The organism is Paraburkholderia sp. BR14374, assembly GCF_040948685.1.
In the GTDB taxonomy this organism is placed as follows: Bacteria; Pseudomonadota; Gammaproteobacteria; order Burkholderiales; family Burkholderiaceae; genus Paraburkholderia; species Paraburkholderia youngii.
In genome coordinates this window covers 76364-102434 of sequence record NZ_JBFPKF010000010.1, presented here as the reverse complement: position 1 = coordinate 102434, position 26071 = coordinate 76364, and the positions used below count along the sequence as shown (strand labels likewise).

Here is a 26071-nt window from a genome sequence, read left to right as displayed (position 1 = left end):
GTGGTCTCTCGCCTGTCCGCTCCGCGGATCGTGACGCCAGCCGACAGTCCCCGTAATCAGTAACGGGAGAGTTGGCTGCCGTTGACCTGCACGCGCTCGCCCGGACGCAGGTCGCCGGGCGTCGGCACGTCGAACGCGCGCGTTGAGCCGTCGCTCAGCTGCACGTCGATCTGGTAGCCGGCGGGCCGACCCATCTGCTGGCCGATCTGGTTGCCCGCGTAGGCTCCACCGAGCGCGCCGATGACGGTCGCTGCGTCGCGACCGTGCCCGCCCCCGATCTGATTACCAAGAACGCCGCCAACCAGCGCGCCGACGACGGTTCCCGCGATACCCGAAGTACCCGTGGCGCTACTCAAGGGCCGGATGCTTGAGATCGTGCCGTACTGCGTGCCATATTGATTGCCGTATTGCGGGTTGTACTGCGACCCGTACTGGCCGCCGTTTTGTATGTCATACGGCTGTTGCGGCGCAGGCTGCGGCGCGTAGGCGGGTTGCTGCACGGTGCCCGGTTGCGCGTAGACGGGCTGGCTATACGCGGGCGCTGCATACTGGCCCTGGTAGCCTTGCTGCGAGCCGTACGGCGCGTAGCCCGGGGCAACGCAGGCCGACAACGCAAGACTTGCTGCAACGACAAGCGCAGAGTTCAGGGCGAACTTGGTAGAGAGCATGGGCATCAAGGTATGGTTGGCATTTCTGCCGCGCCGGGCACGGCGAGAATAAAGAGGAAGGCGGTTGCGCGGCAGTATAAGGAAAGCCCGCCCAAACGTCCGCTGCGCGACGGTAACAACGTGTAAAGTCCGTTGCCGGGTGAATGGCGACGGGGCGCCGGCATATCCGCAACCGCATTGCGAACACTCTGGCGGTTGTTGGAATGCGCTTGTGATGTGATCGACGACTCCCGCTATCCCCCGAGCCTGACGGGACGTCTGCTGGTGCCGCACTAGGCATCAGGAGTGCGCTGCACGTTAGCATTCGCTACACAGCGCCTTGCCGAAGCGCGCATCGAGCCTTCCGTTATCACGATGCCCTGAAGCCGGCAGATTTCTCGCGCCCCTGAGACGCCGATGCTCAACCGGTCTATCTGCGTCGGCTCTGCCTTGAGACGTCGTAGGTTGCGCGCGTTCGAGACCGCCCGCGGTTCCATTGATCGACAGCATTGCCGTTGCGCGATCGCTTTATCGGCACGCGCTGACCGCCTCCGGCGAAGCGACGAAATGCCCGGGCGTCACACCGACCGCGCGCCGGAAATGTCGACCAAGGTGACTCTGATCGAAAAACCCGACCTCGGTCGCGACCTCAGACGGCGGGACGCCGTCGCGCAATAGCCGCTTGGCGTGTTGGATCCGCACCAAACACACATAACGATGCGGCGAGATTCCAACTTCTTTGCGGAACAGCGTCGCAAAACGCGACACACTCAAGCCCGCCGTCGCCGCGAGCGTCGCAAGACTGACCGGCTGCGCGAACGAGCTGTCGATAAAGGCCACGGCCCGCCTGATCGCACGCGACATCACCACGGTCGTGCCGCTGGCGGTGTAGTCGAAGATTCCAGTCATGTCGTATCCCTTCGGGCCACAAAATCATGCGCGCCGCTCGGACGACACCGATTCGGCAAGGCCGATGCCGTCATCGCGTAGCGCGAGTTTCCATCAGACGCGCAGCGTGACAGACTGCGCGAGCCCACCAGCCGCGGTAGCGCCGTCCGGCGGTCCGTTCTGGTATTGCTCCAGTTCCGCTTCGCTGCGATGGCACAGCACCTGAGCGCCGCTCGCGAGCGTGCGCGCGGCCGGCGGCGTGCGGTTGCAGACCCCATCGATGCGCAGGGGGCAGCGCGCGAGAAACGTGCATAGCTGCGGCTCATCGGCCGGCTCGCCGATCGGCGGCAGCGTCTGATGACAGCGCTCGCCCGCTTCTTCGAGCCAGCCGGCGCGAAGCTCCGGCGCGGACGACACCAGCAGATGCGAATACGGGTGGTACGGCGGCGCCGACAACGCGTCGCGGTTACCCGCCTCAACGCGGTGCCCCGCGTACAGCACGACGATGTCGTCGCTGATCGCGCGCACCTTGGCGATGTCGTGCGTGATGAACAGATACGACACGCCGAGCTTTTTCTGCAGATCGCGCAGCAGTTCGAGAATGGCTGCGCCGACCACCGTATCGAGCGCGGAGGTGACTTCGTCGCAAAGGATCAGCTTGGGTTCGGCGGCCAGCGCCCGCGCGAGATTCACGCGCTGTTTTTGCCCGCCCGACAACTCCCCGGTGCGACGCTGCGCCAGTTCGGCTGGCAGGCGAACCAGGCCAAGCAGTTCGGCGACGCGGCGCCGCGCGGCCTCGCCCTTCATGCCGTGATAGAACTTCAACGGGCGCGCCAGCGTGCGCTCGACGGTATGCGTCGGGTTGAGCGCGGTGTCGGCGTTCTGGAACACGATCTGGATACAGCGAAACTGTTCGCGGCTGCGACGGTTCAGGTTGGCGGCAAGCGGCTCACCATCGAGCAGCAGCTTGCCGCGCGCCATCGGCACGAGCCCCGCGATCACCTTCGCGAGCGTCGTCTTGCCCGAACCCGACTCGCCGATCACGCCCACCGTCTGGCCACGGCCGATTGCGAGGTCGACGTCGCGCAGAATGAGCTTGTGCGGCCAGCCGTGCGCGTCGGTGCCGCCGTAGCCGGCCGTCAGCCCGCGCAGTTCGAGCAGCGGCGCCGCGTTGCGTTGCGACGCGTCCGGCGCGGCAGCAGCGGGTGCAACGGGCGTCACCGCGGCAATCAGGCTCTGCGTATAAGGATGGGCCGGCGCATGCAGAATCTGCTCGGTGCGGCCCGTTTCGCGAACCTCACCGTTGCTGAGCACGACGATCCGATCGGCCATCTGCGCGACCACCGCCAGATCGTGCGACACATAGACGGCGGTCATTCCGCATTGCCGGATCACGCCGCGAAACGCTTGCAGCACGTCGATCTGCGTCGTGACGTCGAGCGCCGTGGTCGGCTCGTCGAGGATCACGAGGGCGGGGTCGGTGATTAGCGCCATCGCCGCCATCAGCCGCTGCAACTGGCCGCCCGACACCTGGTGCGGGTAACGCTGGCCGATCTTCTGCGGGTCCGGCAGCGCGAGCGCGCGGAACAGTTCGACCGCTTTTGCCTGCGCGGCGCGCTTGCTGAGCGTGCCGTGAATCAGCGCGCTTTCGATCACCTGGTCCATGATCGAGCGCGCCGGGTTGAACGCGGCCGCCGCGCTTTGCGCGATATAGGCAACCTTGCGGCCCCGCAATCCCTCGAGCTGTTTCGGCGAGAGTCCGAGCACGTCGGTGTCGCCGACCCGGATCGAGCCGCCCGCGATGCGGCAGCCGCTGCGAGCATGGCCCATCAGCGACAGCGCGATCGTGGTCTTGCCCGAGCCCGATTCGCCGATCAAGGCGAGCACCTCGCCGCGCGCAATCTCGAAGTCGATGTCGTGCACGATCGTCGTATCAGGCTCGCCGGGGCGGCTTCCCACCACGCGCAGGCCCCGCACTTCGACCAGATTGGACGACGGTGACGACGCGGTCTGCGTGGCGGCCGTAAAGTCCGCGTGAGCACGTCTGAACAGGTGTCCCTTCATCAATGGCCTCCATCGGCATCGGGCATGCTCTTGCGGCGCCCACGATGCGGCAGTCCGTCGATCAGCAGGTTCACGCCGACCGTCAGCACCGCGATTGCGATCGCGGGCAGGATCACCACGGGCACGCCTTCACCGAGACCGGCGATGTTCTCGCGCACCAGCGAACCGAGATCGGCATACGGCGGCTGCACGCCCAGGCCGAGAAAGCTCAGGCTGCTCAGCAGCAGCACGACGAACGTGAAACGCAGCCCGGTGTCGGCAAGCATCGGGTGGATCATGTTCGGCAGCATCTCGAAGCACGCGATGTAAAGCGCGCTTTCTCCGCGCGCCCGGGCGACCTGCACATATTCGAGCGTGCCGATATTGACCGCGAGCGAGCGGGCGATCCGGTACGAGCCCGGCATGTAGCTGATGGCCGCTGTCGCGATCAGCAACGGCAGCGACGAGCCGAACGCGGCGACGATCATCAGCGCGAACATCTTCGACGGAATCGAGGTGACCGCATCGAGCAGCCGGCTCATGGTTTCGTCGATATGGCGGCCGGCGACGGCCGCGAGCAAGCCCAGCATCGTCCCGGTGAGCGCCGCGAGCAGCGCCGCGGCGAGCGCCAGCACCACCGTCAGCCGCATGCCGTAGATGATGCGGGTCAGCATGTCGCGGCCCAGGTAGTCGGAGCCGAGCGGCAGCTTCGCGCTGAAGCCAGCGAAGACGTCGGGCGTGATGATCGCGCCCACCGCGTGCGGCGCGATCCACGGCGCGAACGCCGCGACGAACAGCGCGCAACTCACCATCGCGAGACCGATCCAGCCGCCGGTCGACAGATTCATGCGCTGCGCGACGCTGCGACGGCGCACCGGCCGCGGCGCCGGAGCGCCGCCGCCCCGCCAGGACTGTGGTGGCTCCGCGCCCTGCGGCAGCATGCTGCTGCGCTGCACCGGCTCGAGCGCGCCGAGTGGGTGAGACGAATCGGAAGAAGGTCGAAGAGTCGTCATGTCCGCAGCCTCGGGTTCGAGATGATGGCGCACAGGTCGGCTAGCAGCACGAGCATCAGATAGCCGAGGCAGAACAGCAGCGTGCAGGCCTGCACGAGCGGGAAGTCGCGGTTGCTCACCGCGTCGACCATCAGGCTCGCGAGGCCCGGATAGTTGAAGATGGTCTCGACGACGATCACGCCGCCCAGCAGATAAGACAGGCTCAGCGCGATCGCGTTGGCAATCGGGCCGATCGCATTCGGCAGTGCGTGGCGCAGTACCACGCGCGCGGGACTCGCGCCCTTCAGCATCGCCATTTCCACATACGACGAACTGAGCTGCTCGATCACCGCGGCGCGGGTCATGCGGGCCATCTGCGCAATCACGACTGCGCAGAGGGTTACGACCGGCATTGCATACGCGCGCAGAAAGTCGTGCAGGCTCTCAATGTCGCCGCTGTACGACAGCGCGGACAGCCAGTGCAGCTTGACGGCCAGCACCAGCACCGCGAGCGTCGCGATCAGGAACTCGGGCGTGGCGACCAGCGACAGCGTACCGAGGCTCACGATGCGGTCGATCAGCGAGTCGCGCTTGACCGCCGCCAGGATGCCCGCCGACACCGCGATCGGCACCGACACCGCGGTGGTGATCGCCGCGAGGGTCAGCGACTTCGGCAAGCGCCCTTCGATCAGCTCGGAGACCGGCAGATTATTCGATAGCGACACGCCGAAGTTCGCGTGCAGCAGACCGACGAGCCAATGGAAGTACCGCAGGTAAGCCGGCTGGTCGAGACCGAACTGCTGGCGCAGCGCCGCGACCGTTTCGGCCGTCGCCGACTGGCCGAGTGCGGCCTGCGCGGCATCGCCGGGCAACAGATTGGTGATCACGAAGATGATGATCGAGACGATCACCAGCGTCAGCGCGGTGACGGCGATGCGCCGGCCGATCAACTGGGCGATATTCCCGTTCATAGGCATGACCTCCTCGGTTGAGGCTTTGGGGCACGCGCCGGGGCGACGCCCGGCGCGTGCGCGCGCTTGCGCGTATTACGCGTTCCACCACACGTACTCGGCGAAGTTGAAGCCCATCATCGCGCCGGTAGGTATGGGTTGAAGCCCTTGCAGGCGCTTATCGTTCGCATCGAGCAGGCTCAGGAAGGTCGGAATGCCGATGCTGCCCTGCTCCGCTACCAGCACCTGCATGTCGCCGTACATCTGCTTGCGCTTCGCATCGTCGGTTTCCGAGCGCGCGGCGACCAGCAGCTGGTCGAACTTCGGGTTGTTCCAGCCCGACTCGTTCCACGGCGCGTCCGACTTGAAGAACTGCGTGAACAGCACGTCGGCGCTCGAGCGGGGATTGACGCTGCCGAACCCGAGCGGATGCTTCATCCAGTGGTTCGACCAGTAACCGTCGGCCGGCACGCGGTTGATGTTCAGATTCACGCCGATCTTCGCGGCGGACTGCTGCAGCAGCACGCCCATTTCGATCGAGCCGTTTGCGTCGGTCGTCGCATAGATCGGCGGCAACGCCGTCCCGATCGCTCCGGCTTTCTGGAAGTAGAACTTCGCCTTGTCCGGATCGTGCGGCCGCTGCGGCAGCGACGCATTGAAGTAACGGTGGCTGGGCGGAATCGGCTGATCGTTGCCGACCACCGCATAGCCGCGAAACACCGCCGTGCGGACCTGGTCACGATCGAACAGATACTTCATGCCCTGTACGAAATCGGGGTTGCCGGTCAGCGGATTGTCGCGTCGCATGATCAGATCGGTATAGAGACCCGACTTGGTCTCGCGCACCTCATAGCCCGGCGTCGCGGCAATGCGCTGCGTCGAGCGCGGATCGACCGCGTTGATCAGGTGGACATCGCCGGACAGCAGCGCATTGATGCGCGCCGCGTCGTCGCCGATACCGATCAGCTCGATCTGGTCGAGGTAGGGGCCGCCGCCCGTCTTCCAGAAGTTGTCATTGCGCACGCCGACTGTCGAGACGCCGGGCTTGAACGTCTTCACCTTGTACGGGCCGGTACCGACGGCCGTCGTGAAGTCCGTCGTGCCGTCCTTGATGATCACGAATTGCGGCGTGGCGAGAATCACCGGCAAGTCCGCGTTGGGCGACGCGAGCGTCAGTGTGACCTCGTTGGGGCCGGTCTGCTTCGCTTCCACGAACTGATCGGCCAGCGTCTTCACCTTCGAAGCAGTGGCCGGATTCTTATGACGCATCAGCGAGTAGACGACATCGGCGGGCGCAAGCGGCTTGCCATCGTGGAAGGTCGCGCTCTTGCGCAGCTTGATCACCCACACCTTCGCATCGCTCGTGTCCACCGCTTCGGCGAGATTCATCCGCGGCGTCAGCGAACTGTCGAGTTGCGTCAGGCCGCTGTAAAACATGAAGAAGCGGATGTAGTCGGCGCCTGCCGATCCCTTGGCCGGGTCGAGCGTATCCGCGGTCGACGATGAGTCGTAGGCGACCCGGATCTTGCCGCCTTTCTTCGGCGCGGTCGCCGCAAGCGCGGGGCGAGCGCCCGCCAGCAAGCCTCCCGCGCCGGTGGCGAGCATGCCGCCGGCAGCCAGCAAACGCATCATGTCGCGGCGGCTGAAACCGCCCGTTTTGATTTCGTCGTCGTACATGCGAACTGCTCCTCACTGGTGATTGAACGCGGGATATCCAGCATTGGTGTTCGACGGCGCTCCGCGTGCTGGTCGCGGCGCGGCGGCACTGCATGAATCGATTTAAGCACTGCCAAAAATGGCTTTGATCGCGTATCGCTGGATTCGACCATTCGAAAACATGGTTTTGAGTGGTCCAAACAGCATGATTTGCCGCCCCTGGCATTGACCCTGACGCGCGAGCCCGGCGCCGTGTGCGATCTTCGAAGCGAGGCGTCGGTGCATGCACATCATCGTAGCGGCGAGCGCACCGCGGATTGCACCGACAAAATTGGCCACTTCAGCACACCGCACGCAATCTGCACGACGGAACCACACATTTCGCGTGGCATGCCCGGCACGGGCGCAGCGGCGCCTCGCCGGGCGCGGCACGCACGACGATGAGAAGTTCGTACTAGTCAACGCGCGAGCAACGTGCAACAGTCGCGGCACGGCCGACAAATCACGGAGCACCCGGTGCCCGATTCAACCACGCACGCACCTTTCACCTACCGACGCCTGAGCGCCAACGACCTGCCCGCCGCACAACGCCTGTCCGCCGCGATCGGCTGGCCGCATCGCCGTGAAGACTGGGGATTCTCCGCGCACACGGGAATCGGATTCGTCGCCGAGACGGCAGGCACATTGGTCGGCACCGTGGTGTGCTGGAAGTTCGGCGCCGATCAGGCGACGCTCGGGATGCTGCTCGTCGCGCCGCAGCATCGCGGCCTGGGTATCGGCCGCACGCTGCTCGCTTACGCGCTCGACGAGATCGGCAAGCGCGACATCACGCTCTATGCGACCGACGCTGCCCAGCCCATGTGCGACGCGCTCGGCTTCGAGGCCTGCGGCGCACTCGACCAGATGCAGGGCGCGGCGTTCCGCCCGCCGCTCGTCGCGCTGGCCGCCAACGAGCGGCTGCGCCCGCTCGGCGCGAGCGACGCCGTGCAACTCGTCGAGCTCGCATCGCGCGCGAGCGGTCTCGACCGCAGCCGCGTGCTGCCACCGCTGCTCGATCTGGCCGACGGTATCGCGCTCGATCGCGACGGCGAACTCCTCGGCTTCTCGTTGTTCCGCCGCTTCGGACGCGGTTTCCTGATCGGCCCCGTGGTCGCCGGCGCGAGCCCGGACGCCGTGCATGCCAAAGCGCTGATCCGTCATTGGCTCGCCCTGAACGAAGGCGCGCTGGTGCGCATCGACGTGCCGCACGGGCAAGGCCTGCGAACGTGGCTAACCGGCCTCGGCCTCGCACCCACGGAGACGGTCGTCAGGATGCGGCGGATCGCATCCGCGCAAACCCGTTCCGAGCCGACGCGCGCCGACGGCTCGCTGCATCAGTACGCGGTGATCGCGCAGTCGTTGACCTGACGCGGCCACGAACGCTCGGGCTGAACTCCCGTTCGCGCCGCTATTAAGCACGCGCGGCAGAAAATGCTGTCTGTGGGGTAGAAAACGCTGCGCCTGCGCTCTTTGAGCCTTTTTTTGGCGGAACGGCTCGCATGCGGCTCTCGCTACTATCAAGGTGACGCTCACCTGATCGCAACCCGCGGGGAAATACCACCATGTCAAGAACATCGCTCATCGACGCCGACCGCAAGCATCTGATTCACCCGGTCATCAACTACCGCGCGCACGAAGCGCGGGGCACCACCGTACTCGAATCCGGACACGGCGCGTATCTGCGCGACATCGACGGCAACGAACTGCTCGACGCGTTCGCGGGCCTGTGGTGCGTGAACGTCGGCTACGGCCAGCAGAGCATCGTCGAAGCGGCGACGCGGCAGATGACGAAGCTCCCCTACGCGACCACCTACTTCCACTTCTCGTCGGAACCTGCCATCGAACTGGCCGAAAGGCTGGTTGCGCTCTCCCCCGCTTCGCTGCAGCACGTCTACTTCACGCTCGGCGGCTCCGATGCGATCGACTCGGCGGTACGCTTCATCACGCATTACTTCAACGCGACGGGGCGTCCGGCGAAAAAGCAGATGATCGCGCTCGAGCGCGGCTATCACGGATCGTCGAGCGTCGGCGCGGGGCTCACCGCGCTGCCCGCGTTTCACCGCAACTTCGATCTGCCGCTGCCGCAGCAGCACCACCTGGCGTCGCCCTATGCATACCGTCAGCCGCAAGGCGACAACGCGCAGGCGCTGATCGCCGCGTCGGTCGCCGCGCTCGAAGCGAAGGTGGCCTCACTCGGCGCGGAGAACGTCGCCGCGTTCTTCTGCGAGCCGATCCAGGGGTCGGGCGGCGTGATCGTGCCGCCGGTCGGCTGGTTGAAGGCGATGCGCGACGCGTGCCGCCGTCTCGACATCCTGTTCGTCGCCGACGAAGTCATCACGGGCTTCGGTCGTACCGGTCCGCTGTTCGCATGCGAGGCGGAACAGGTCGAGCCGGATCTGATGACGGTGGCGAAGGGGTTGACCTCGGGCTATGCGCCGATGGGCGCGGTGCTGATGTCCGACGAAATCTACCAGGGCATCGCGGGCGATGCGCGCGATACCGCGGTGGTCGGTCACGGCCAGACCTACTCCGCGCATCCGGTCAGCGCCGCGATCGGCCTCGAAGTGCTGCGTCTCTATCAGGAGGGTGGTCTGCTCGCTAACGGTATTGCGCAGGCGCCGCGTTTTGCCGCCGGACTCGACGCGCTGCTCGATCATCCGTTGGTCGGCGACTCGCGTCATCGAGGACTGCTCGGCGCGCTCGAACTCGTCGCCGACAAGGATTCGCGCGCACGCTTCGATGCGTCGCTGAAGCTGCCGGACCGGATCGCCGAAGCGGCCTACCGCAACCGGCTCGTGTTCCGCGCGTTCGGCGACAGCATCCTCGGTTTCGCGCCCGCGCTTTGCTTCGGCGAGGCGGAATTCGACCAGCTGTTCGGCCGTTTGCGGCGCACGCTGGATGAAGTGCTCGACCATGCGGAGGTGCGTGCCGCGTTGCGCGGCGCAAGCCGCGCAGCCGCCTGAGCGCGTGATAACATCGGCCTGCGCGTCGCTTGACTCAGGCGTTGCGCCATGCAGCGAAAAGCAGAACCTTCGACGGGCAGACCGATACATGACGACAAGCGGCGACACGAAGCTGGACCGGATCGACCTGCGTATTCTTTCGCAACTGCAGAAAAAAGGCCGCATCACGAACGTCGAGCTTGCTGACGCCGTGGGGCTCTCGCCGAGCCCCTGTCTGATCCGCGTGAAACGGCTCGAAAAGGCCGGCTATATCGTCGGCTACGGCGCGCACATCCAACTGCAGAAACTCGGCGACGTGCAGATCGTGTTCACCGAGGTCACACTTGCCGACCATCGCCGCGAGGACTTCGCCAAGTTCGAGGCGGCGATCCGCCCCGTGGAGGAGATCATCGAATGCCATCTGGCGAGCGGCGGATACGATTATCTGCTGAAGTTCGTCACGCGCAGCGTCAATCACTATCAGAGTGTGATCGAAGGACTGTTGGAGCGCGACATCGGCATCGAGAAGTATTTCAGCTACGTGATCATCAAGACGCCATTCGTGAAATCCGAATACCCGCTGGAAACACTGTTCTCGCAACGGCATCAATGAAGCGGTCGCGGGCCCGGTGAGCCTTCAGGTCGCAATCAGCCGTTGGTGCTCAGCCACTCACCCGGCGTTATGCCAAGCACGCGCTTGAAATGCCGGCATAGATGGCTTTGATCGAAGAAGCCCACCTCGGCCGCCACGATCGACGGCGGCATGCCTCGCCGCAGCAGGCGTTGCGCATGCCGTACCCGCACCAGCCTCACGTATTGCTGCGGCGACACGCCAATCTCCGCGCTGAAGCGCACTGCAAACCTCGAAATGCTCAGCTCCGCGACGGCGGCCAGGTCGGATAGGCTGATCGGCTCGGCGAAACATGCATCGATGAAGTTGACCGCGCGCTCGACGGCGCGGCTCACTAGATCCGGCACACGTCGCGCATGACGGTTCGCGCCCGCGAGATCGGGCGCGGATGATGACGACGAGGTTCGGCTCGGGCTAAGCATCGACGCTCCGCTCACGCAACGCGCGAAGTGACAGGAGCCGCCGGCGAAGCACCCCGGCTGGCCGCGAAGCGGCGGATGTCGAACGGCTCGAGCGGCGTGCTGGTCGCGCCCGTGTCGATCAGTTCGGCCATCGTGTCGCCGACTCCCGGACCCAACTGGAAGCCATGGCCGCAAAAACCGAACGCATAGAACAGGCCGCTCGTCGTGCCGCTCGCGCCCATGATCGGCCGGTCGTCGGGCATATAGCCTTCGACGCCGCTCCATACCCGGATGATGTTCAGCCTGCGCAGCATCGGCGCGACGCGCTGCAATTGCCTGAACTGCAGCAACGTGTTTTGCGGCAGGACCTTCGCACGGCGTTCGTCGAGATACGCCGGCGCACGCGCGCAGCCGCCGATCACGATATTGCCGCGCGCGACCTGGCGGAAGTACACGACCTCCTCGATCTGCGGCGACGACACGCCGACCACCGGCTGGATCGCATACGGCACGGGTTCGGTCACAGCCATTTGCGGGCCGTTGACGGCGATCGGCACCGCCTCGCCGAACTGCTCCGAGAGCAGATTGCCCCACGCGCCCGCGGTGATCAGCAGCACCGGGGCATGGAAGGTACGGCCGTCGGCGCTCGTCGCGCGAAACTCGGCGCCCTCTTTTTCCACTGTCACGACATCGCAGTTTTCGACGATCTGCGCGCCGAGCCGCGCCGCCGCGCGAGCAAACGCGGGCGCCGCGAGCCGCGGATTCGCGTGCCCGTCCATTTGCGAGTACGAGCCCGCCAGCACCTCGGCACCGAGAAACGGAAACCGTGCGCGCAGCGCGTCGCCGCGCAGCAGATCGAGCTTGAGACCGTAGTGCGCGGCCTCCTTCGCATAGGTTTCGAACTGGTCGGCCTGCTCTTCGCGATAACAGACGCGCACATGGCCGGACATCAAAAACTCGGCGTCGTGCTGGATCAGTTCGGGCAGACGCCCCCAGATTTCGCGCGAACGGTTCGCAAGCGGCAGTTGCGGCAGAAAGCGCCCTTGCCGGCGCACGTTGCCGAAGTTGGTACCGCTCGCCTGCTGACCGACGAGCTGGCGCTCGAGCAGGATCACCGAGCGGCCCCGTTGCCTCAGAAAAAATGCGGCGGAAGCACCCATGAACCCGCCGCCCACGATCAGCACATCGGCTTGTGCGCGGTTCATTCGGTATCCTCCACGGTTGCAATGGCCAGCGGCTTCACGGGTGCCTGCCCGCGAAGCCTGCCAACCTGCTCGAGCGGCACGTGCGCGGCCGCCGCGATCACCTCGGCGCCCGCATGGCCGCAGTAGCGCCCCTGGCAGCGCCCCATGCCGACGCGGCTGAACGCTTTGGCGCGGTTCGCTTCCTGCGCGCCTTCGTCGCGCACCACGCGGCGCAGTTCGCCCGCGGTGATGCCTTCGCACCGGCAAACGATCGTATCGTCCGACAGCCGGGCCGCCTGCCCGGCAGGCCACGCAAACGCTTCAGCGAGACCGAGCCGGAAGCGCTCCATTTTGCGCTGTTCGCGCGTCAACGTGGCGAGCGTCGCGGCCGGCACCGCACGCCCGAGATCGCTCAACGCAGCGTAGGCCGCGAGCCGTCCGGCGATCTCCGCGCCATCCGCGCCGAGCACGCGCGCACCGTCACCGGCGATATAGACGCCCTTTTCGGTAGCGCGGCCGAGTTCATCGATTTGCGGCACCCATTGCCGCGTCGGCGCATCGAAACGGAACGCGCAGCGCGCGAGGTCGGCCAGCTGAGTTTCCGGGCGCAGGTGATAGCCGAGACCCACCGCGTCGCAATCGATCTGCGCGACCTTGCCGCGCGCATCGCGAAAGCGTAGGCCAAGCACGCCGTCGTCCGGCGTGCCGAGAATTTCGAGCGGCTCGATGCCGTTTTCGACCCGTACGCCCGAGCGCTTCAGCGCCGCCACGAGCGCGCGGCCCTTGCGCAGGACGTCGACGCGCGCCAGCAATTTGGGCAGCGCACGCAGCCGCGCACCGGTAGTCGACGTGTCGAGTACTGCCGCTACCTTGGCGCCCGCCTGCACATACTGGTTCGCGACCAGATACAGCAGTGGGCCGGTCCCGATGAATACGACCTGGCGGCCAATCGCGCAGGCCTGCGACTTCAGCGCGATCTGCGCGGCGCCGAGGCTGTAGGTCCCGGCGAACTGCCAGCCTTTGACCGGCATCAGCCGGTCGGTCGCGCCGGGGCACAGGATCAGCGCGTCGTAGCCCAGCGCGCTCGCGTGTCCTTCATGCACGATATGCAGCTTGCCTTGCGCGACGTTCCACGCGAGCGTCTGAGGACGGTAATCGATCTGCGGGCGCAGTCGCTCGAAGCTGCGATGCAGGTCCTCCGCGCGCGCGGCTTCGGTGCCGTACAGCTTCGCGTACGGCCGCGTGAAGCCGTCGGGCTGGCGCCGGTAGATCTGCCCGCCATCGCGCCGTCCTTCATCGACGACGATCGGGCGGATGCCGGCTGCCAGCAGTGTTTGCGCGCAGCGCACGCCCGCGGGCCCGGCGCCGACGATTACGATGCGAGGTTCGCCCATTGGCCCTCCGGTTGCGTCGTGACGACGCGCATGCCTGCTTCGACCACGGTGGTGCAGGCGCGCAGCCTCTCGCCGTCGGCGGTCCATACCCAGCAATCCTGGCACGCGCCCATCAGGCAAAAGCCGGCGCGCTTTTCAGCGCCGAATTCGGACTGCCGCACATGCCGCACCGAGCACAGCATCGCGGTGAGCAACGTGTCGCCGGCCAGCGCTTCGACGGTGTCACCGTCGATCGTCAGCTCGACTTTGGCGCGAGCCGTCTCGCCCAAGCGTACGAATCTGCCGTTCATGCCGCGGCTCCGGCCATGCCGTCCGGCGACACGGGAGCGTCGCTGCGATTGCCCAGCACGTGGCGCAGGAATTCGCGGGTACGCGCCTCGCGCGGCGAACCCAGCACCTGCTGCGCGGTGCCCTCCTCGATGATGAGTCCCGCGTGCAGAAAGCACACCCGGTCTGCCACTTCACGCGCAAAGCCCATTTCATGCGTGACGACCAGCATCGTCATGCCTTCGCGCGCAAGGGTGCGCATCACGCCCAGTACTTCGCCGACCAGTTCCGGATCGAGCGCCGAGGTCGGCTCGTCGAACAGGATCGCCTTCGGCTTCATCGCGAGCGAGCGGGCAATCGCCACCCGTTGCTGCTGCCCCCCCGAAAGCTGATGAGGGTAGGCGTGCAGCTTGTGGCCGAGCCCGACCTTGTCGAGCAGTTCGGACGCTTCGCGTTGCGCTTGCGCACGCGCAAGGCGTTTGACGTGCACGGGCCCTTCCATCACGTTCTCGAGCGCGGTGCGGTGCGGAAACAGATTGAAGCGCTGAAACACCATGCCGACCTGGGTGCGCAACTGGTTGATGTTGCGCGCGCGCTGCTCGACGCGCTCGCCGAGCAGGCGGATTTCGCCTTCGTCGTAAGACTCCAGCGCGTTAATGCAGCGCAGCAGGGTTGATTTTCCCGAGCCCGACGCACCGATCAGGCAGACCACTTCGCCCTGGTTCACGTTGAGCGAAATGCCCTTGAGAACAGGTACGGAGCCAAAACTCTTGTGCACATTCGTGATTTCGATCATCGCATCCTCGCTTCGCACTCACCTGGCCCTGTGCCGACCGAATCGTCGTTCCAGATTGCGGGTCATGCTCATCAGCGGCAGGCTCATCGCCAGGTAGCCGAGCGCGACGAGTGTGTACACCGTCAGATTCTGGAACGTCGACGACGCGATCAACTGGCCTTCGCGAGTCATTTCCGCGACCGTGATCGTCGATGCAAGCGATGAGTCCTTCAGCATCATCACGAGCGTGTTGCTGTACGGTGGCAGCGCGACCTTGATCGCCTGCGGCAGGATCACCCGTACCATCGTCTTCACGCGGCCCATGCCGATCGACTGCGCGGCTTCGTACTGGCCCGGATCGACCGCCTCGATACCCGCGCGGAAGATTTCGGCGACGTAAGTCGAGTAACCGAAACCGAGCCCGATGATGCTGGCCTGCAACGCCGACACCTGGATGTGGATATCCGGCAGCACGAAGTAGATGTAGAACAGCAGCACGATCATCGGCAGACCGCGCACGACGTTGATCATCGCGCTCACACCGCGTACCACGTGCGGATAGCGCGACATCTTCAACAGCGCCCAGGTCAGGCCGAGCACGGTGCTCAACAGCAGACAACCCAGCGTGATGATGATGCTCATCATCGCGCCTTGCAGCAGAATCGGTACAAAGTCGGCTATGTCTTGCCAGCGCATGTCGTGCCTTCCATTGCTGTTTGCATTCGTTTCAGTCCGCCGCTCCGCTGGGCGGCGAACATCGCAGGGCGGTTCCCGCGTCGTGGCGGGCCCGCCTCTTGTCACGAGAAGCGAATCAGCTCGTGAGGTGCCACTTCTTCAGGATCGTGTCGAGCGTGCCGTCGGCCTTCATCTTCGTCAGCGCGTCGTTGATCTTCGCCATCAGCGCGCTGTTACCCTTCTTCACCGCGATCGCGATGTCGAACTTTTCCATCGGCACATAGGCATCTTCCACCCGCGTTCCCGCCATCGCGCCCGCCGCCTCCTGGGCCTTCAGGATCGGATAGTCGTTGAAGCCCGCGACGATGCGGCCAAGCGCGACGTCACGCGTCATGTCGGCTGGGCTGTCGTACATCTTCACTTCGGTAAAGATCCCGAGCTTCTTCAACTGATCGCCATAGTCGGTGCCGGTCGGCGCACCAACCGTCATGCCCTTCATGTCCTGCACCGAGCGATAGACGGCCTTGTTCGAGTCCTTCACGATGATGCCTTCGCCGAACGCCGTAACCGGCTGCGAGAAATCGACCACTTCGGCGCGCTTCGGCGTCGGCGTCATGCCGGCCACGATGATGTCGATCTTGCCCGATACCACCGACTGGATCAGCGCCGAGAACGGCACCGCGTCGTACGACACGCTAAAGCCCTCGCGCTTGCCGATCTCCTTCACGACGTCCGGCATCAGACCTTCGATCTTCTGGGTCTTCACGTTCATGAACGTAGTCGGCGCGCTCGACGGCGGCGAGCCTGCGGTCAGCGTCGCCCCTTCGGCCGCGTGGGCGGCGTGGGCGGCGCCGAACATCATCGTCATCGCGAGGCCCGCGCCAGCGGCAAAGCGCTGCACGGTGTTGAAACGGACGGCGGAAGCAGGCTGGAACATGAAACGCAACATGGGGATTTCCTTTGGGAATATTGATTTTCAATCTGCGCGCTGCCCTGGCATCTGACAGTCGCGATCAGTCGATCCGTTCAATGCAGTACATCCTGCAACCTGTAATACGCGCCGACCAGCGGCAGAAACCACGCGCGTCCGAAGTGTCCTGGAATCGCGGGCCATTCGAGCGTTCGCCACGGATTGCGCGCGGCGGCGCCGAACATCACGTCGGCCATCAGTCGACCCATGTGCACGGACATCTGCACACCGTGGCCGCTGTAGCCCATTGAATAAAACAGTCCTTCATGCTGCCCCGCGCGCGGCAGGCGGTCGGCCGTCATATCGACGAGGCCGCCCCAGCAGTAATCGATGCGCACATCGGCCAGTTGCGGGAAATAGCGGGCGAGCCCGTCACGCAGAATCCGCCCGCTCTTTTCGTCCGAACGCGGGTTCGACATCGCAAAGCGCGCGCGGCCGCCGAACAGCAAACGCTCGTCGGGCGTGGCCCGAAAATAGTTGCCGATGTTCAGCGTCGTCACATACGAGCGGCGCGTCGGCAACAACGCATCGAGGCGGTCCTTGCCGAGCGGCTCGGTCGCGACGATGAAGCTGCCGACCGGTGCGATGCGGCGCCGGAACCATTGCAGCGGACCGACCTGCGACGCGCCCGTGGCGATCAGCACGCGCCCGGCGCGAACCGTGCCGAGCGGACACTGCACGTCGAACGCGTTGCCGCCGAGCGGCTTCAGGTCCGTCACCGGCGCGTTCTCGTAGATCTGCGCGCCGCGGCGTGCCGCCGCCGTGCCAAGACCCACGCCGAATTTGCCCATGTGCATCTGCATGCCGTTGCGCTGCACGAGCCCGCCGAAAAAGCTGTCCGACGCGATCTCCTTGTGAATCTGCTCGGGCGGCACCAGTTCGACATCGGGATCGACTTCGCGCCGCAACACCTCGCAGGACTTCGCGAGCGACGCGAAATGCTGCGGCTTCGCCGCGAGCTTGATCTTCCCGGAGTGGCGCAAATCGCAGTCGATTCTCTCTTCCGCAATGATCGATTTCACCGTCTCGACGGCGCCCGCATACGTGCGGTAGAACTCCGCCGCGCGCTCGCTGCCGATGCGCGCGGACAACGCGGCGTAGTCCTGCGCGACGCCCGTATTGCAATGGCCGCCGTTACGGCCCGATGCCTGCGCCGCGAGCCGGCCCGCCTCGAACACGATCACCGACTTGCCGCGTTTGGCGAGTTCCAACGCCGCCGACAGTCCGGTGAAGCCGCCGCCGACCACGGCCACGTCCACCCGCTGCGGCAGTGGACTCTGGGCGCCTCCGGTAAACCGTGGCGCGGTGTCGAGCCAGTAGGAGTCGAGCTTCATCGTGATGCATTCCTGTCGGTTGGGTGCGCCGCTCACTGGCGCACGGGAAGCGATGTCGCCAAAGGGCCGAAGCAGTGGATCAGAGACCGAGCAGCGACGCCAGTTGCGGAATGCCCGACACTTCGTTGACGCCGTAGTACGGGTTCAGCGGCTCGTGGCCACGGTTGACGAACGCCTTGTGCTTGATGCCCATGTCGTACGCGGTCATCAGGTCATAGCGGAAGCTCGACGACACGTGCAGCACGTCTTCGGGATTGCAGTCCAGTTGCGAGAACATGTACTCGAAGGCTTTCTGCAGCGGCTTGTACGCCTGCGCCTGCTGCGCGGTGTAGACCTTGTGGAACGGCGCACCGAGCTTGTCGACGTTGCTGTGGATCTGGTCGTTCGACGCGTTCGAAAGGATCACCAGCTTGTACTTTTGGGCCAGTCGCGACAGCCCTTCGGGCACGTCCGCGTGCGGGCCCCAAGTCGGCACGGCTTCGTAGATTTTCTGCGCGGTCGCTTCGTCGAACGGCACGCCGGTGCGTTCGCAGGTGCGGCGCACCGAGTTCACGACCACGTCGCGGTAGGGTTTCCATGCGCCCAATACTTCGTCGAGGCGGTAGCCACGGAAGAATTCGACGAACTCGTCCATCTTCGCCTTGTCCAGCTTGTCGCCGTAAAGCTGCCGCGCGGTCTGGCCCATCTGGAAGTTGGTCAGCGTGCCATAGCAGTCGAAAGTGATGTACTTCGGTTCGAAATCGATCATGGTCAACATCCTGTCGTCGTGGCGAACCTGTTCGCAGGCTCGGGGTTCAGTTGCGGGTTGAATCAATGCGGTTGCTGCTTGCGTAAAGCCGGTGTAGCGCGATTGTTCACAACGTTTCGAAATCGATCAGCACACTCTTGTGCCGCATGCTGGCCACCATTGCCTCGCGGCCGAGATCCTTGCCGATACCGGATTGGCCGAAGCCGCCGGTCGGAATGATCATGTCGCCGCTGCGGCCGTAGCGGTTGATCCAGATCGTGCCCGCCGCGATGCGGCGCATCGCCCGCAGCGCCTGGCCGATGTCGCTGCTATGGACACCCGCCGCGAGACCGTAGATCGGATGCGCGGCGAGCGCGATGCCCTCTTCCTCGTCTTTGAATGTCTGTACCGTCAGCACCGGGCCGAACAGCTCCTCGCGCACGGCGGGTGTCTCCGCAGTCACATTGGCGATCAGTGTGGGGCGGTGGAAATAGCCTTCTGCGGTGCCTTCGAAAAAGCCGCCGCCAAAGATCACTTCCGCGCCGCCCTCGCGGCTCTGCTCGACCAGCGCTTCGATGCGCCGCGCCTGGGCAGCGCTGATGATCGGCGAATAAGCGGTGCGGCTGTCCCACAGCGGACCAGGCTTGATCGGCTGCAGTTGCCGTTCAATCGCGGCGATCAGCGGCTCGGCGATGCGCTCGTGCGCGATCAGCCGCGTACCGGCCACGCAGGCCTGGCCGCCGTTGGCCGTAAAGCCGCGGGCGACGCAGCGCGCCGTATGTTCGAGATCCCGCACGTGCTCGAACACGAGTTGCGGACTCTTGCCGCCGAGTTCCAGCGTGACGGGCTTGGTGCCGTGCATCGCGGCGTCGCTCATGATCGCGGCGCCCGTGCGGGTCGAACCCGTGAAGCTCATCTTCGAGATGCCCGGGTGACGCGTCAGCGCGGCGCCCGCCGTCGCGCCCCGGCCGTTCACTACGTTGAAGATGCCGGGCGGCATGCCGGCTTCGATCGCGAGTTCCGCAATTCGCAGGGTCGAATAAGGCGTCATTTCCGACGGTTTCATCACGACCGCGTTGCCCGCCGCGAGCGCGGGGCCGCACTTCCATGAACACATCGACAGCGGGAAATTCCATGGCGTGATCGCACCGATCACGCCGTACGGCTCCGATGCAATGAAGCCGAGACTGTCGCGGCGCGTCGCCGCGATATCGCCACCGAGCTTGTCGGCGAGCTCCGCGAAAAAGCGGATCGCCTCGGCGGTGAACGGCACGTCGGACGCGTAGCTTTCCGCCACCGGGCGCGTCGAGCTGACCGTCTCGAGTTGGGCGAGGCTCACCGCATCGCGATCGATCAGCTCGGCCCAGCGGCTCAGCACCTTCGCGCGTTCACGCGGAGAACGCGTGCCCCAGCCGCTCGTCTTCCATGCAGCAAGCGCATTGCTCACTGCGTAATCGACGGTCGCGTCCGACGCATCCGGCACATGGCCGAGCAGAGCGCCATCCGAGGGCCGGTGAACGGCGATCTGCGCCTCGTCCGCCGAATAGTACGCACCGCCAATGAAATGCCCCTGCGGCAACGGAACGGCTGAAGGATCGAAATCGAGTGACGGAGTGGACATGCCTGGCCTGATCAGTAGGTTCAAGTGTGTGGTGCGGCGTGCGTCAACGCACTGATGAATCCGGCACCACCCGGCACTGCTGTTCGCCATCGCGACCACCGAATGAACGAACATCGGATGAGGTTCATTTTAATGAACATCAAATGAAATACTAGTGGTCAAAAATAAACTTTGTGAAAAGTTCGTTGTGCGCTGCGATAGGTTGCCTGCCGCGCAGAAGGCGCCGCGGCACCGGCGCACACGAGCGACAGACCGGCGCGAGCGCGGCGGGCGAGCAAGGCCATGCGTCACGTCCACCCGTTCGTGCAACGCAAAACCGAAAAGGACAACAGGGAACGAAAGGCGTCGACGTCAGCCGAGGTCCAGGTGAACCGGACGCGACGCATCGGAACGATCGGAGGAAACAGAGGAAGGACAGAGCCGCGCGCCACACGGCACGCGGCTCGAACTACGGACGGATCAAAGATGAATGACGGGCGGCTGCGTATTCATGATCCATAGCAAACGCGCGGTCTTCTTGCTTTCGTTGCGCACACTGTGCGGCACCGTGCTCTTGAACTGGAAGCTGTCACCCGCGCGCAGTTCGGAGCGCCGGTCGCCGACGTTCAGCACGACAGTGCCTTCCAGCACCAGCCCCGCCTTCTCGCCGATGCCGACCAGCACTTCCTCCGAACCGGAACCGGCCGGCAGCATGATGATCATCATCTGCAAATCGTGATCGCCGTGCGGCGACAACAATTCTTTCTGCATGCCGTTCGTGCCGACTTCGAACAGCGGCCGCTCGGCCGCCTTGCGCACGAAATCGCCGGTGACCGGGTCCGAGACCGCGTCGTCTTCTTCGAGCAGCGCGGTCAGCGGAACCTCCAACGCCTGGCGCAGGCGTTCGAGAATCCGCACCGACGGATTGGCCTTGTTGCGCTCGACCTGGCTGACCGTGCCTACCGATACGCCCGCGCGCATCGCCAGCTCGTTGATCGACAGCCCCTGCGCGACGCGCAGCGCGCGCAGACGCGTGCCGACGTCGCCGTGACCCGGGTCGGCCTCGCGCTTCCTGCTGATCTGTGTTCGCTGCATGGGTTTCCTGTCGATGACGTTGCGGTTGTTGTGCCGGACACGCGCCGTGGCATGCGAAGTGGCTTCAGCCGCTTCACCACACCGAACGGTCGTGCAATTTCCATCATTATATTGAATATAGCACCATCGGAGTGAACGACAAAATACCTGCGCGCTTGCGTTGCGCGTGACTGGCCGACGCGAATCGAGCCCGACCACGCGCGCGCCCCAATAACAAAAAGATCGTCCTATGAAGCGGGCGCTGGGAATGCGAAAGTCTAGGCTGACCACGCCGCCAGCAGGAGTTTGCAGTGTCCAAAATAGTGAAGAAATCGCCAGGCTACCGCCGTTTCACCTCCGATGACATCGCGGCCGCGCATCGCCTCTCAGTTGCGGTGCGTTGGCCGCACCGCGCCGAGGACTGGCGCTTCATGTACGACGCCGGATGCGGCTTCGTCGCCGAAGACAACGGCACGGTGATCGGCACCGCGCTGTGCTGGAAATTCGGCGCCGACCGGGGCACGCTGGGCCTCGTGATCGTGTCGCCGGACGAACAGGGACGCGGCATCGGCCGCAAGCTGATGGAACTGGTGCTCGAAGAACTCGGCAACCGCGTGACCTTCCTGCATGCAACGGTCGCCGGCAAGCCGCTTTACGAAAAGCTGGGCTTCGTCGCCTGCGGCGCACTCACCCAGCATCAGGGAACGCCTGCCAGCGTGGCCGCCGTCGCGCCGCCGCCCGGCGAGCATCTGCGCGCGGCGACGCACGCGGACACGCCCCGGCTGATCGAAATCGCGTCGCGTGCGACCGGCCTCGAGCGCAGCGCGACGATCCCGTCGCTGCTCGAATTCTCGCAAGCCGTGGTGCTCGAACGCGACGGCGAAGTGCTCGGCTTCTCGCTGTTCCGCCCGTTCGGACGCGGCTACTCGATCGGGCCGGTCGTCGCGCAACGCCCCGCCGACGATCTGCGCGCCCGCTCACTGATCTCGTACTGGCTCGCGCAGCATGCCGGCGATTTCGTGCGGATCGACGTGCCGGGTGACGCCGGCATCAACGACTGGCTGACGAGCCTCGGCCTGACGCGCGTCGATTCGGTCGAAAAGATGGTGCGCAACGCTTCTGCCGACGCGCGCGAGGCGGCCCCCGACGCGACCTGGCGCGCGTACGGCATCATCAATCAGGCGATGGCATAAACGGCGATGACGGTCCTCTACAAGGCCGATCCGGTGCGTGGCGCGTTATGGGCCGAGCGCTTCGCGCAGGCCGCGCCCGAGATCCAGTTCCGCGTCTGGCCGGACCTCGGTGATCGCGCGGCCGTGCGCTACTTGGTCGCGTGGCAGCCGGGCGACCTCGCGCTCACGCTGCCGAATCTCGAAGTCGTGTTCTCGGTCGGCGCAGGCGTCGATCAGTTGGACCTGTCGCAGATTCCAGCGCATCTGCCGGTGGTGCGCATGCTCGAACCGGGCATCGTCGAAGGCATGGTCGAGTATGTGACCGAGGCGGTGCTGGCGATTCACCGCGATCTGTTCGATTACGCGTTGCAACAGCAGGCGCGCGCCTGGCAGCCGTTGCCGCTCTGCGCCGCCGCGTCGCGCCGCATCGGTGTGCTCGGCCTCGGCATGCTCGGCACCGCGGTACTCGAGCGTTTGCGGCTGTTCGGCTTTGCCTGCGCGGGCTGGAGCCGCTCGCAGCACGACATCGAAGGTGTCGCCTGCTATGCGGGCGAGGCCGGGCTCGATGCGATGCTGGCCCGCACCGACGTGCTGATCTGCCTGCTGCCGCTGACGGACGCGACGCGCTGGCTGCTGTGCCGCCGGGTGTTCGACAGGCTGCCACGAGGCGCGTCGCTGGTGCACGTTGGGCGCGGAGCGCAACTCGTCAGCGGCGATCTGCTCGACGCGCTGCAAAGCGGGCAGATTCATAGCGCGGTGCTCGACGTCACCGACCCCGAGCCGCTCCCCGCGGACCATCCGCTGTGGACCCAGCCGCGCGTGCGCATCACGCCGCATATCGCGAGCGCGACGCGGCCGGAATCGGCTGTCGATGCCGTGCTGGAAAATCTGCGTCTGCATCGCGCCGGTGAGCGCATGAACGGCCTGATCGACCGGACTCGCGGCTACTGATACCGATGCACGGCCCGACACGAGAACGCACCCCCAATTGGCGATCCGCGCGGTGCCGGCAGACAGCGCGCGATCAACGCAAGGAGAGACACGTATGACCCGCAAATACCGCATTGCCGTCATTCCCGGCGACGGCATCGGCACCGAAGTGATGCCCGAAGGCCTGCGCGTGCTGAACGCCGCCTGCCAGCGCTTCGACATCGGCATCGACTACCGACATATCGAATGGGCGTCGTGCGACTACTACGCGCAATATGGCCAGATGATGCCCGAGGACTGGAAGCAGCAGTTGCAGGACTGCGATGCGATTCTGTTCGGCGCGGTCGGCTGGCCCGACAAGGTGCCCGACCATATTTCGCTGTGGGGGTCGCTGCTGAAGTTCCGCCGCGAATTCGACCAGTACGTGAACCTGCGCCCCGCTCGCCTGTTCGACGGCGTGCCCAGCCCGCTCGCCAACCGCAAGCCCGGCGATATCGACTTCATGATCGTGCGCGAGAACACCGAAGGCGAGTATTCGTCGGTGGGCGGCACGATGTTCGAGGGCACCGAGCGCGAAGTCGTGATGCAGCAGTCGATCTTCACGCGCCACGGCACCGAGCGCGTGATGAAGTTCGCATTCGAGCTGGCGCGGCGCCGCGCGAAGAAGATCACGGTTGCGACGAAGAGCAACGGTATCGCGATCAGCATGCCGTGGTGGGATGCGCGCGCCGATGAAATGGCCGCGCGCTACCCCGACGTGAAAATGGACCGTCAGCACATCGACATTCTGTGCGCGCGCTTCGTGCTGAACCCCGACCGTTTCGACGTGGTGGTCGCGTCGAATTTGTTCGGCGACATCCTCTCCGACCTCGGTCCGGCGTGCACCGGAACGATCGGCATTGCGCCGTCAGGCAACCTGAATCCCGACCGGCGCTTTCCGTCGCTGTTCGAGCCGGTCCACGGTTCGGCGCCCGACATCGCCGGCAAGGGCATCGCCAATCCGGTCGCGATGATCTGGTCGGCCGCGATGATGCTCGACTTTCTCGGCAACGGCGCGGGCGTCGAGCGCGATGCGCACGACGCCATCGTCGCCGCGATTACGCAAGTGCTGAAGGACGGCCCGCGCACGGGCGACCTGGGCGGCAGCGCATGGACCGCGGAAGTCGGCGCGGCGATCGCGGCGCACGTCGCCAGCGCGAGCCGTCGATAGGCACCGATCACTGACAGCGCAGACGGCCTGACTGCCCGGCGCGTGTCGGGCGCTCCGCCGTCGCACGCCAACCGCACTGGAGAACCCCTATGAGCACGAATCTCGAACAGCAGGCCCGCGCGCTGATCCGCACGGACAACTTCATCAACGGCGAGTGGGTCGCAGCCGCGAGCGGCCGCCGCTTCGCGGTCACCGATCCGGCAACCGGCAAGCTGATTGCCGAGGTGGCCGACAGTGGTCCCAGCGACGCGCGCGCCGCCACCGACGCCGCCGCCAAAGCGCTGCCCGCATGGCGTGCAAGGCTCGCGAGCGAACGCGCGGCCGTGCTGCACCGCTGGCACGCGCTGATCGTCGCGAATCGCGACGCGCTCGGCGCGCTGATTTCGCTCGAACAGGGCAAGCCGCTCGCCGAAGGGCGCGGCGAGGTCAGCTATGGCGCGTCGTACGTCGCGTGGTTCGCCGACGAAGCCACCCGCATCTACGGCGATCTGATTCCACAGCAGCAGCGTGGCAAACGCATGAGTGCGATCAAGGAACCGATCGGCATCGTCGCCGCGATCACGCCGTGGAATTTTCCGCTCGCGATGATCGCGCGCAAGATCGCGCCGGCGCTCGCGGCAGGCTGCACGGTCGTCGCGAAGCCCGCTGAAGACACGCCGCTCACCGCCATCGCGCTGGTGATGCTGGCGCACGAGGCGGGCGTGCCAGCCGGCGTGCTCAACCTGATCTCGGCCTCGCGCGCCGGCGCGGCGGAGACGGTCGGCGAATGGCTCGCCGACAGCCGCGTGCGCAAGATCACGTTCACCGGATCGACGCCCGTCGGCAAGCACCTCGCGCGTGAATCGGCTGGCACGCTGAAGAAGCTTTCTCTGGAACTCGGCGGCAATGCGCCCTTCATCGTATTCGACGACGCCGACCTCGATGCCGCGGCCAATGGCCTGCTCGCCGCGAAGTTCCGCAATGGCGGGCAGACCTGCGTGTGCCCGAACCGCGTGTACGTGCAGCGCGGCGTCTACGAGCATTTCTCCGCGCTGCTGTGCGCGAAGGTGGCCGAGCTTCGGGTCGGCCCCGCGAGCGATCCCGCTTCGCAGATCGGCCCGATGATCAACGAACGGGCCGTGGACAAGATCGCGCGTCATGTCGACGACGCGCTCGCGAATGGCGCGCTCGTGCTGACGGGCGGACGGCGGCTCACCGAGCTGGGACCGCACTACTACGCGCCCACGGTGCTGGGCAACGCCACGGCGTCGATGGCGTTGTGCGGCGAGGAAACCTTCGGCCCGGTCGTGCCGCTGTTCCCGTTCGACAGCGAGCAGGAAGCGGTGCAGGCCGCGAACGACACGCCGTTCGGGCTCGCGTCGTATTTCTATAGCGAGAGCATGCGCCGTATCGAGCGCGTGTCGCGCGCGCTGGAAGCGGGTATCGTCGGCATCAACGAAGGCGCGCTCGCCTCGGAGGCGGCGCCGTTCGGCGGCGTGAAGGAATCCGGCTATGGTCGCGAAGGATCGAAGTACGGACTGGATGACTATCTGTCGATCAAGTATCTGTGTCAGGGAGGACTGGAGTAAAC

24 protein-coding genes are annotated in these 26071 nt (G+C 65.6%); 7 read left to right on the top strand and 17 right to left on the bottom strand.

The genetic code is table 11. The annotated features are described in order from the left end of the window. Positions 1 to 56: 56 nt before the first annotated feature. From AB3X86_RS23020 to AB3X86_RS22995, 6 genes are all read right to left on the bottom strand, one after another. Positions 57 to 677 (bottom strand): glycine zipper 2TM domain-containing protein, encoded by a 621-nt coding sequence (locus AB3X86_RS23020; protein WP_368597792.1) that lies wholly within the window; start codon positions 675 to 677, stop codon positions 57 to 59. A gap of 498 nt (positions 678 to 1175) precedes the next feature. Next, complete coding sequence (locus tag AB3X86_RS23015) at positions 1176 to 1556, bottom strand: helix-turn-helix transcriptional regulator (protein WP_018435697.1); 381 nt, start codon at positions 1554 to 1556, stop codon at positions 1176 to 1178. A gap of 93 nt (positions 1557 to 1649) precedes the next feature. After that, positions 1650 to 3599 carry an ABC transporter ATP-binding protein gene (locus AB3X86_RS23010; protein ID WP_368597791.1) on the bottom strand — a complete coding sequence of 650 codons (1950 nt, stop codon included), beginning with the start codon at positions 3597 to 3599 and terminating at the stop codon, positions 1650 to 1652. Further along, positions 3599 to 4591: an ABC transporter permease gene (locus AB3X86_RS23005; protein ID WP_368597790.1), complete on the bottom strand. Its 993-nt coding sequence runs from the start codon at positions 4589 to 4591 to the stop codon at positions 3599 to 3601. The genes AB3X86_RS23010 and AB3X86_RS23005 overlap by 1 nt, the downstream gene beginning before the upstream one ends. Next, on the bottom strand, positions 4588 to 5541 hold the full coding sequence (locus AB3X86_RS23000) for an ABC transporter permease (RefSeq protein ID WP_176110762.1): 954 nt from the start codon (positions 5539 to 5541) through the stop codon (positions 4588 to 4590). The genes AB3X86_RS23005 and AB3X86_RS23000 overlap by 4 nt, the downstream gene beginning before the upstream one ends. Before the next feature lie 75 nt (positions 5542 to 5616). Further along, entirely contained in the window at positions 5617 to 7197 is a 1581-nt protein-coding gene (locus AB3X86_RS22995) for an ABC transporter substrate-binding protein (RefSeq protein WP_368597789.1), read from the bottom strand. A gap of 495 nt (positions 7198 to 7692) precedes the next feature. On the opposite strand from AB3X86_RS22995, the gene AB3X86_RS22990 reads away from it, so the two are divergent. The 3 genes from AB3X86_RS22990 (at position 7693) to AB3X86_RS22980 (ending at position 10770) form a co-directional block, all read left to right on the top strand. Then, positions 7693 to 8583, top strand: a complete 891-nt coding sequence (locus AB3X86_RS22990) for a GNAT family N-acetyltransferase (RefSeq protein WP_368597788.1) — start codon at positions 7693 to 7695, stop codon at positions 8581 to 8583. A 194-nt stretch (positions 8584 to 8777) separates the two neighbouring features. After that, positions 8778 to 10178: an aspartate aminotransferase family protein gene (locus tag AB3X86_RS22985; RefSeq protein ID WP_368597787.1), complete on the top strand. Its 1401-nt coding sequence runs from the start codon at positions 8778 to 8780 to the stop codon at positions 10176 to 10178. A gap of 88 nt (positions 10179 to 10266) precedes the next feature. Further along, positions 10267 to 10770 (top strand): Lrp/AsnC family transcriptional regulator, encoded by a 504-nt coding sequence (locus AB3X86_RS22980; RefSeq protein ID WP_176110758.1) that lies wholly within the window; start codon positions 10267 to 10269, stop codon positions 10768 to 10770. Positions 10771 to 10805: 35 nt separating this feature from the next. On the opposite strand, the gene AB3X86_RS22975 is transcribed toward AB3X86_RS22980, so the two are convergent. The 11 genes from AB3X86_RS22975 to AB3X86_RS22925 form a co-directional block, all read right to left on the bottom strand. Next, a complete protein-coding gene (locus AB3X86_RS22975; protein WP_368597786.1) occupies positions 10806 to 11210 on the bottom strand; it encodes a helix-turn-helix domain-containing protein in 405 nt (134 codons plus the stop codon). Between the two features lie 11 nt (positions 11211 to 11221). Then, complete coding sequence (locus tag AB3X86_RS22970; protein ID WP_368597785.1) at positions 11222 to 12394, bottom strand: NAD(P)/FAD-dependent oxidoreductase; 1173 nt, start codon at positions 12392 to 12394, stop codon at positions 11222 to 11224. After that, positions 12391 to 13767, bottom strand: a complete 1377-nt coding sequence (locus tag AB3X86_RS22965) for an FAD-dependent oxidoreductase (protein WP_368597784.1) — start codon at positions 13765 to 13767, stop codon at positions 12391 to 12393. The genes AB3X86_RS22970 and AB3X86_RS22965 overlap by 4 nt, the downstream gene beginning before the upstream one ends. Next, complete coding sequence (locus tag AB3X86_RS22960) at positions 13746 to 14057, bottom strand: (2Fe-2S)-binding protein (RefSeq protein ID WP_176381850.1); 312 nt, start codon at positions 14055 to 14057, stop codon at positions 13746 to 13748. Before AB3X86_RS22960 ends, AB3X86_RS22965 begins: the two co-directional genes overlap by 22 nt. Continuing rightward, positions 14054 to 14830 (bottom strand): amino acid ABC transporter ATP-binding protein, encoded by a 777-nt coding sequence (locus AB3X86_RS22955; RefSeq protein WP_368597783.1) that lies wholly within the window; start codon positions 14828 to 14830, stop codon positions 14054 to 14056. The genes AB3X86_RS22960 and AB3X86_RS22955 overlap by 4 nt, the downstream gene beginning before the upstream one ends. 18 nt (positions 14831 to 14848) lie before the next feature. Beyond that, entirely contained in the window at positions 14849 to 15505 is a 657-nt protein-coding gene (locus AB3X86_RS22950; RefSeq protein ID WP_129958560.1) for an amino acid ABC transporter permease, read from the bottom strand. Between the two features lie 115 nt (positions 15506 to 15620). Then, positions 15621 to 16433, bottom strand: a complete 813-nt coding sequence (locus AB3X86_RS22945) for an ABC transporter substrate-binding protein (protein ID WP_176366235.1) — start codon at positions 16431 to 16433, stop codon at positions 15621 to 15623. 77 nt (positions 16434 to 16510) lie between these two features. Then, positions 16511 to 17788, bottom strand: a complete 1278-nt coding sequence (locus AB3X86_RS22940; protein WP_368597782.1) for an NAD(P)/FAD-dependent oxidoreductase — start codon at positions 17786 to 17788, stop codon at positions 16511 to 16513. A 79-nt stretch (positions 17789 to 17867) separates the two neighbouring features. Continuing rightward, the gene (locus AB3X86_RS22935; protein ID WP_368597781.1) at positions 17868 to 18536 is read right to left on the bottom strand and encodes a haloacid dehalogenase type II; all 669 of its coding nucleotides are present in this window, start codon (positions 18534 to 18536) and stop codon (positions 17868 to 17870) included. Positions 18537 to 18642: 106 nt separating this feature from the next. Further along, on the bottom strand, positions 18643 to 20136 hold the full coding sequence (locus tag AB3X86_RS22930; protein WP_368597780.1) for an aldehyde dehydrogenase: 1494 nt from the start codon (positions 20134 to 20136) through the stop codon (positions 18643 to 18645). Positions 20137 to 20595: 459 nt separating this feature from the next. After that, positions 20596 to 21210, bottom strand: a complete 615-nt coding sequence (locus AB3X86_RS22925; RefSeq protein WP_018435678.1) for a cupin domain-containing protein — start codon at positions 21208 to 21210, stop codon at positions 20596 to 20598. Between the two features lie 290 nt (positions 21211 to 21500). Between AB3X86_RS22925 and AB3X86_RS22920 the strand changes: the two genes are divergently transcribed. The 4 genes from AB3X86_RS22920 (at position 21501) to AB3X86_RS22905 (ending at position 26069) form a co-directional block, all read left to right on the top strand. Then, complete coding sequence (locus AB3X86_RS22920; RefSeq protein WP_368597779.1) at positions 21501 to 22382, top strand: GNAT family N-acetyltransferase; 882 nt, start codon at positions 21501 to 21503, stop codon at positions 22380 to 22382. Positions 22383 to 22388: 6 nt separating this feature from the next. Then, entirely contained in the window at positions 22389 to 23312 is a 924-nt protein-coding gene (locus AB3X86_RS22915; protein WP_368597778.1) for a 2-hydroxyacid dehydrogenase, read from the top strand. Between the two features lie 94 nt (positions 23313 to 23406). Next, the gene (locus AB3X86_RS22910; protein ID WP_368597777.1) at positions 23407 to 24501 is read left to right on the top strand and encodes a tartrate dehydrogenase; all 1095 of its coding nucleotides are present in this window, start codon (positions 23407 to 23409) and stop codon (positions 24499 to 24501) included. Positions 24502 to 24590: 89 nt separating this feature from the next. After that, a complete protein-coding gene (locus AB3X86_RS22905) occupies positions 24591 to 26069 on the top strand; it encodes an NAD-dependent succinate-semialdehyde dehydrogenase (protein WP_018435674.1) in 1479 nt (492 codons plus the stop codon). Positions 26070 to 26071: the final 2 nt, after the last annotated feature.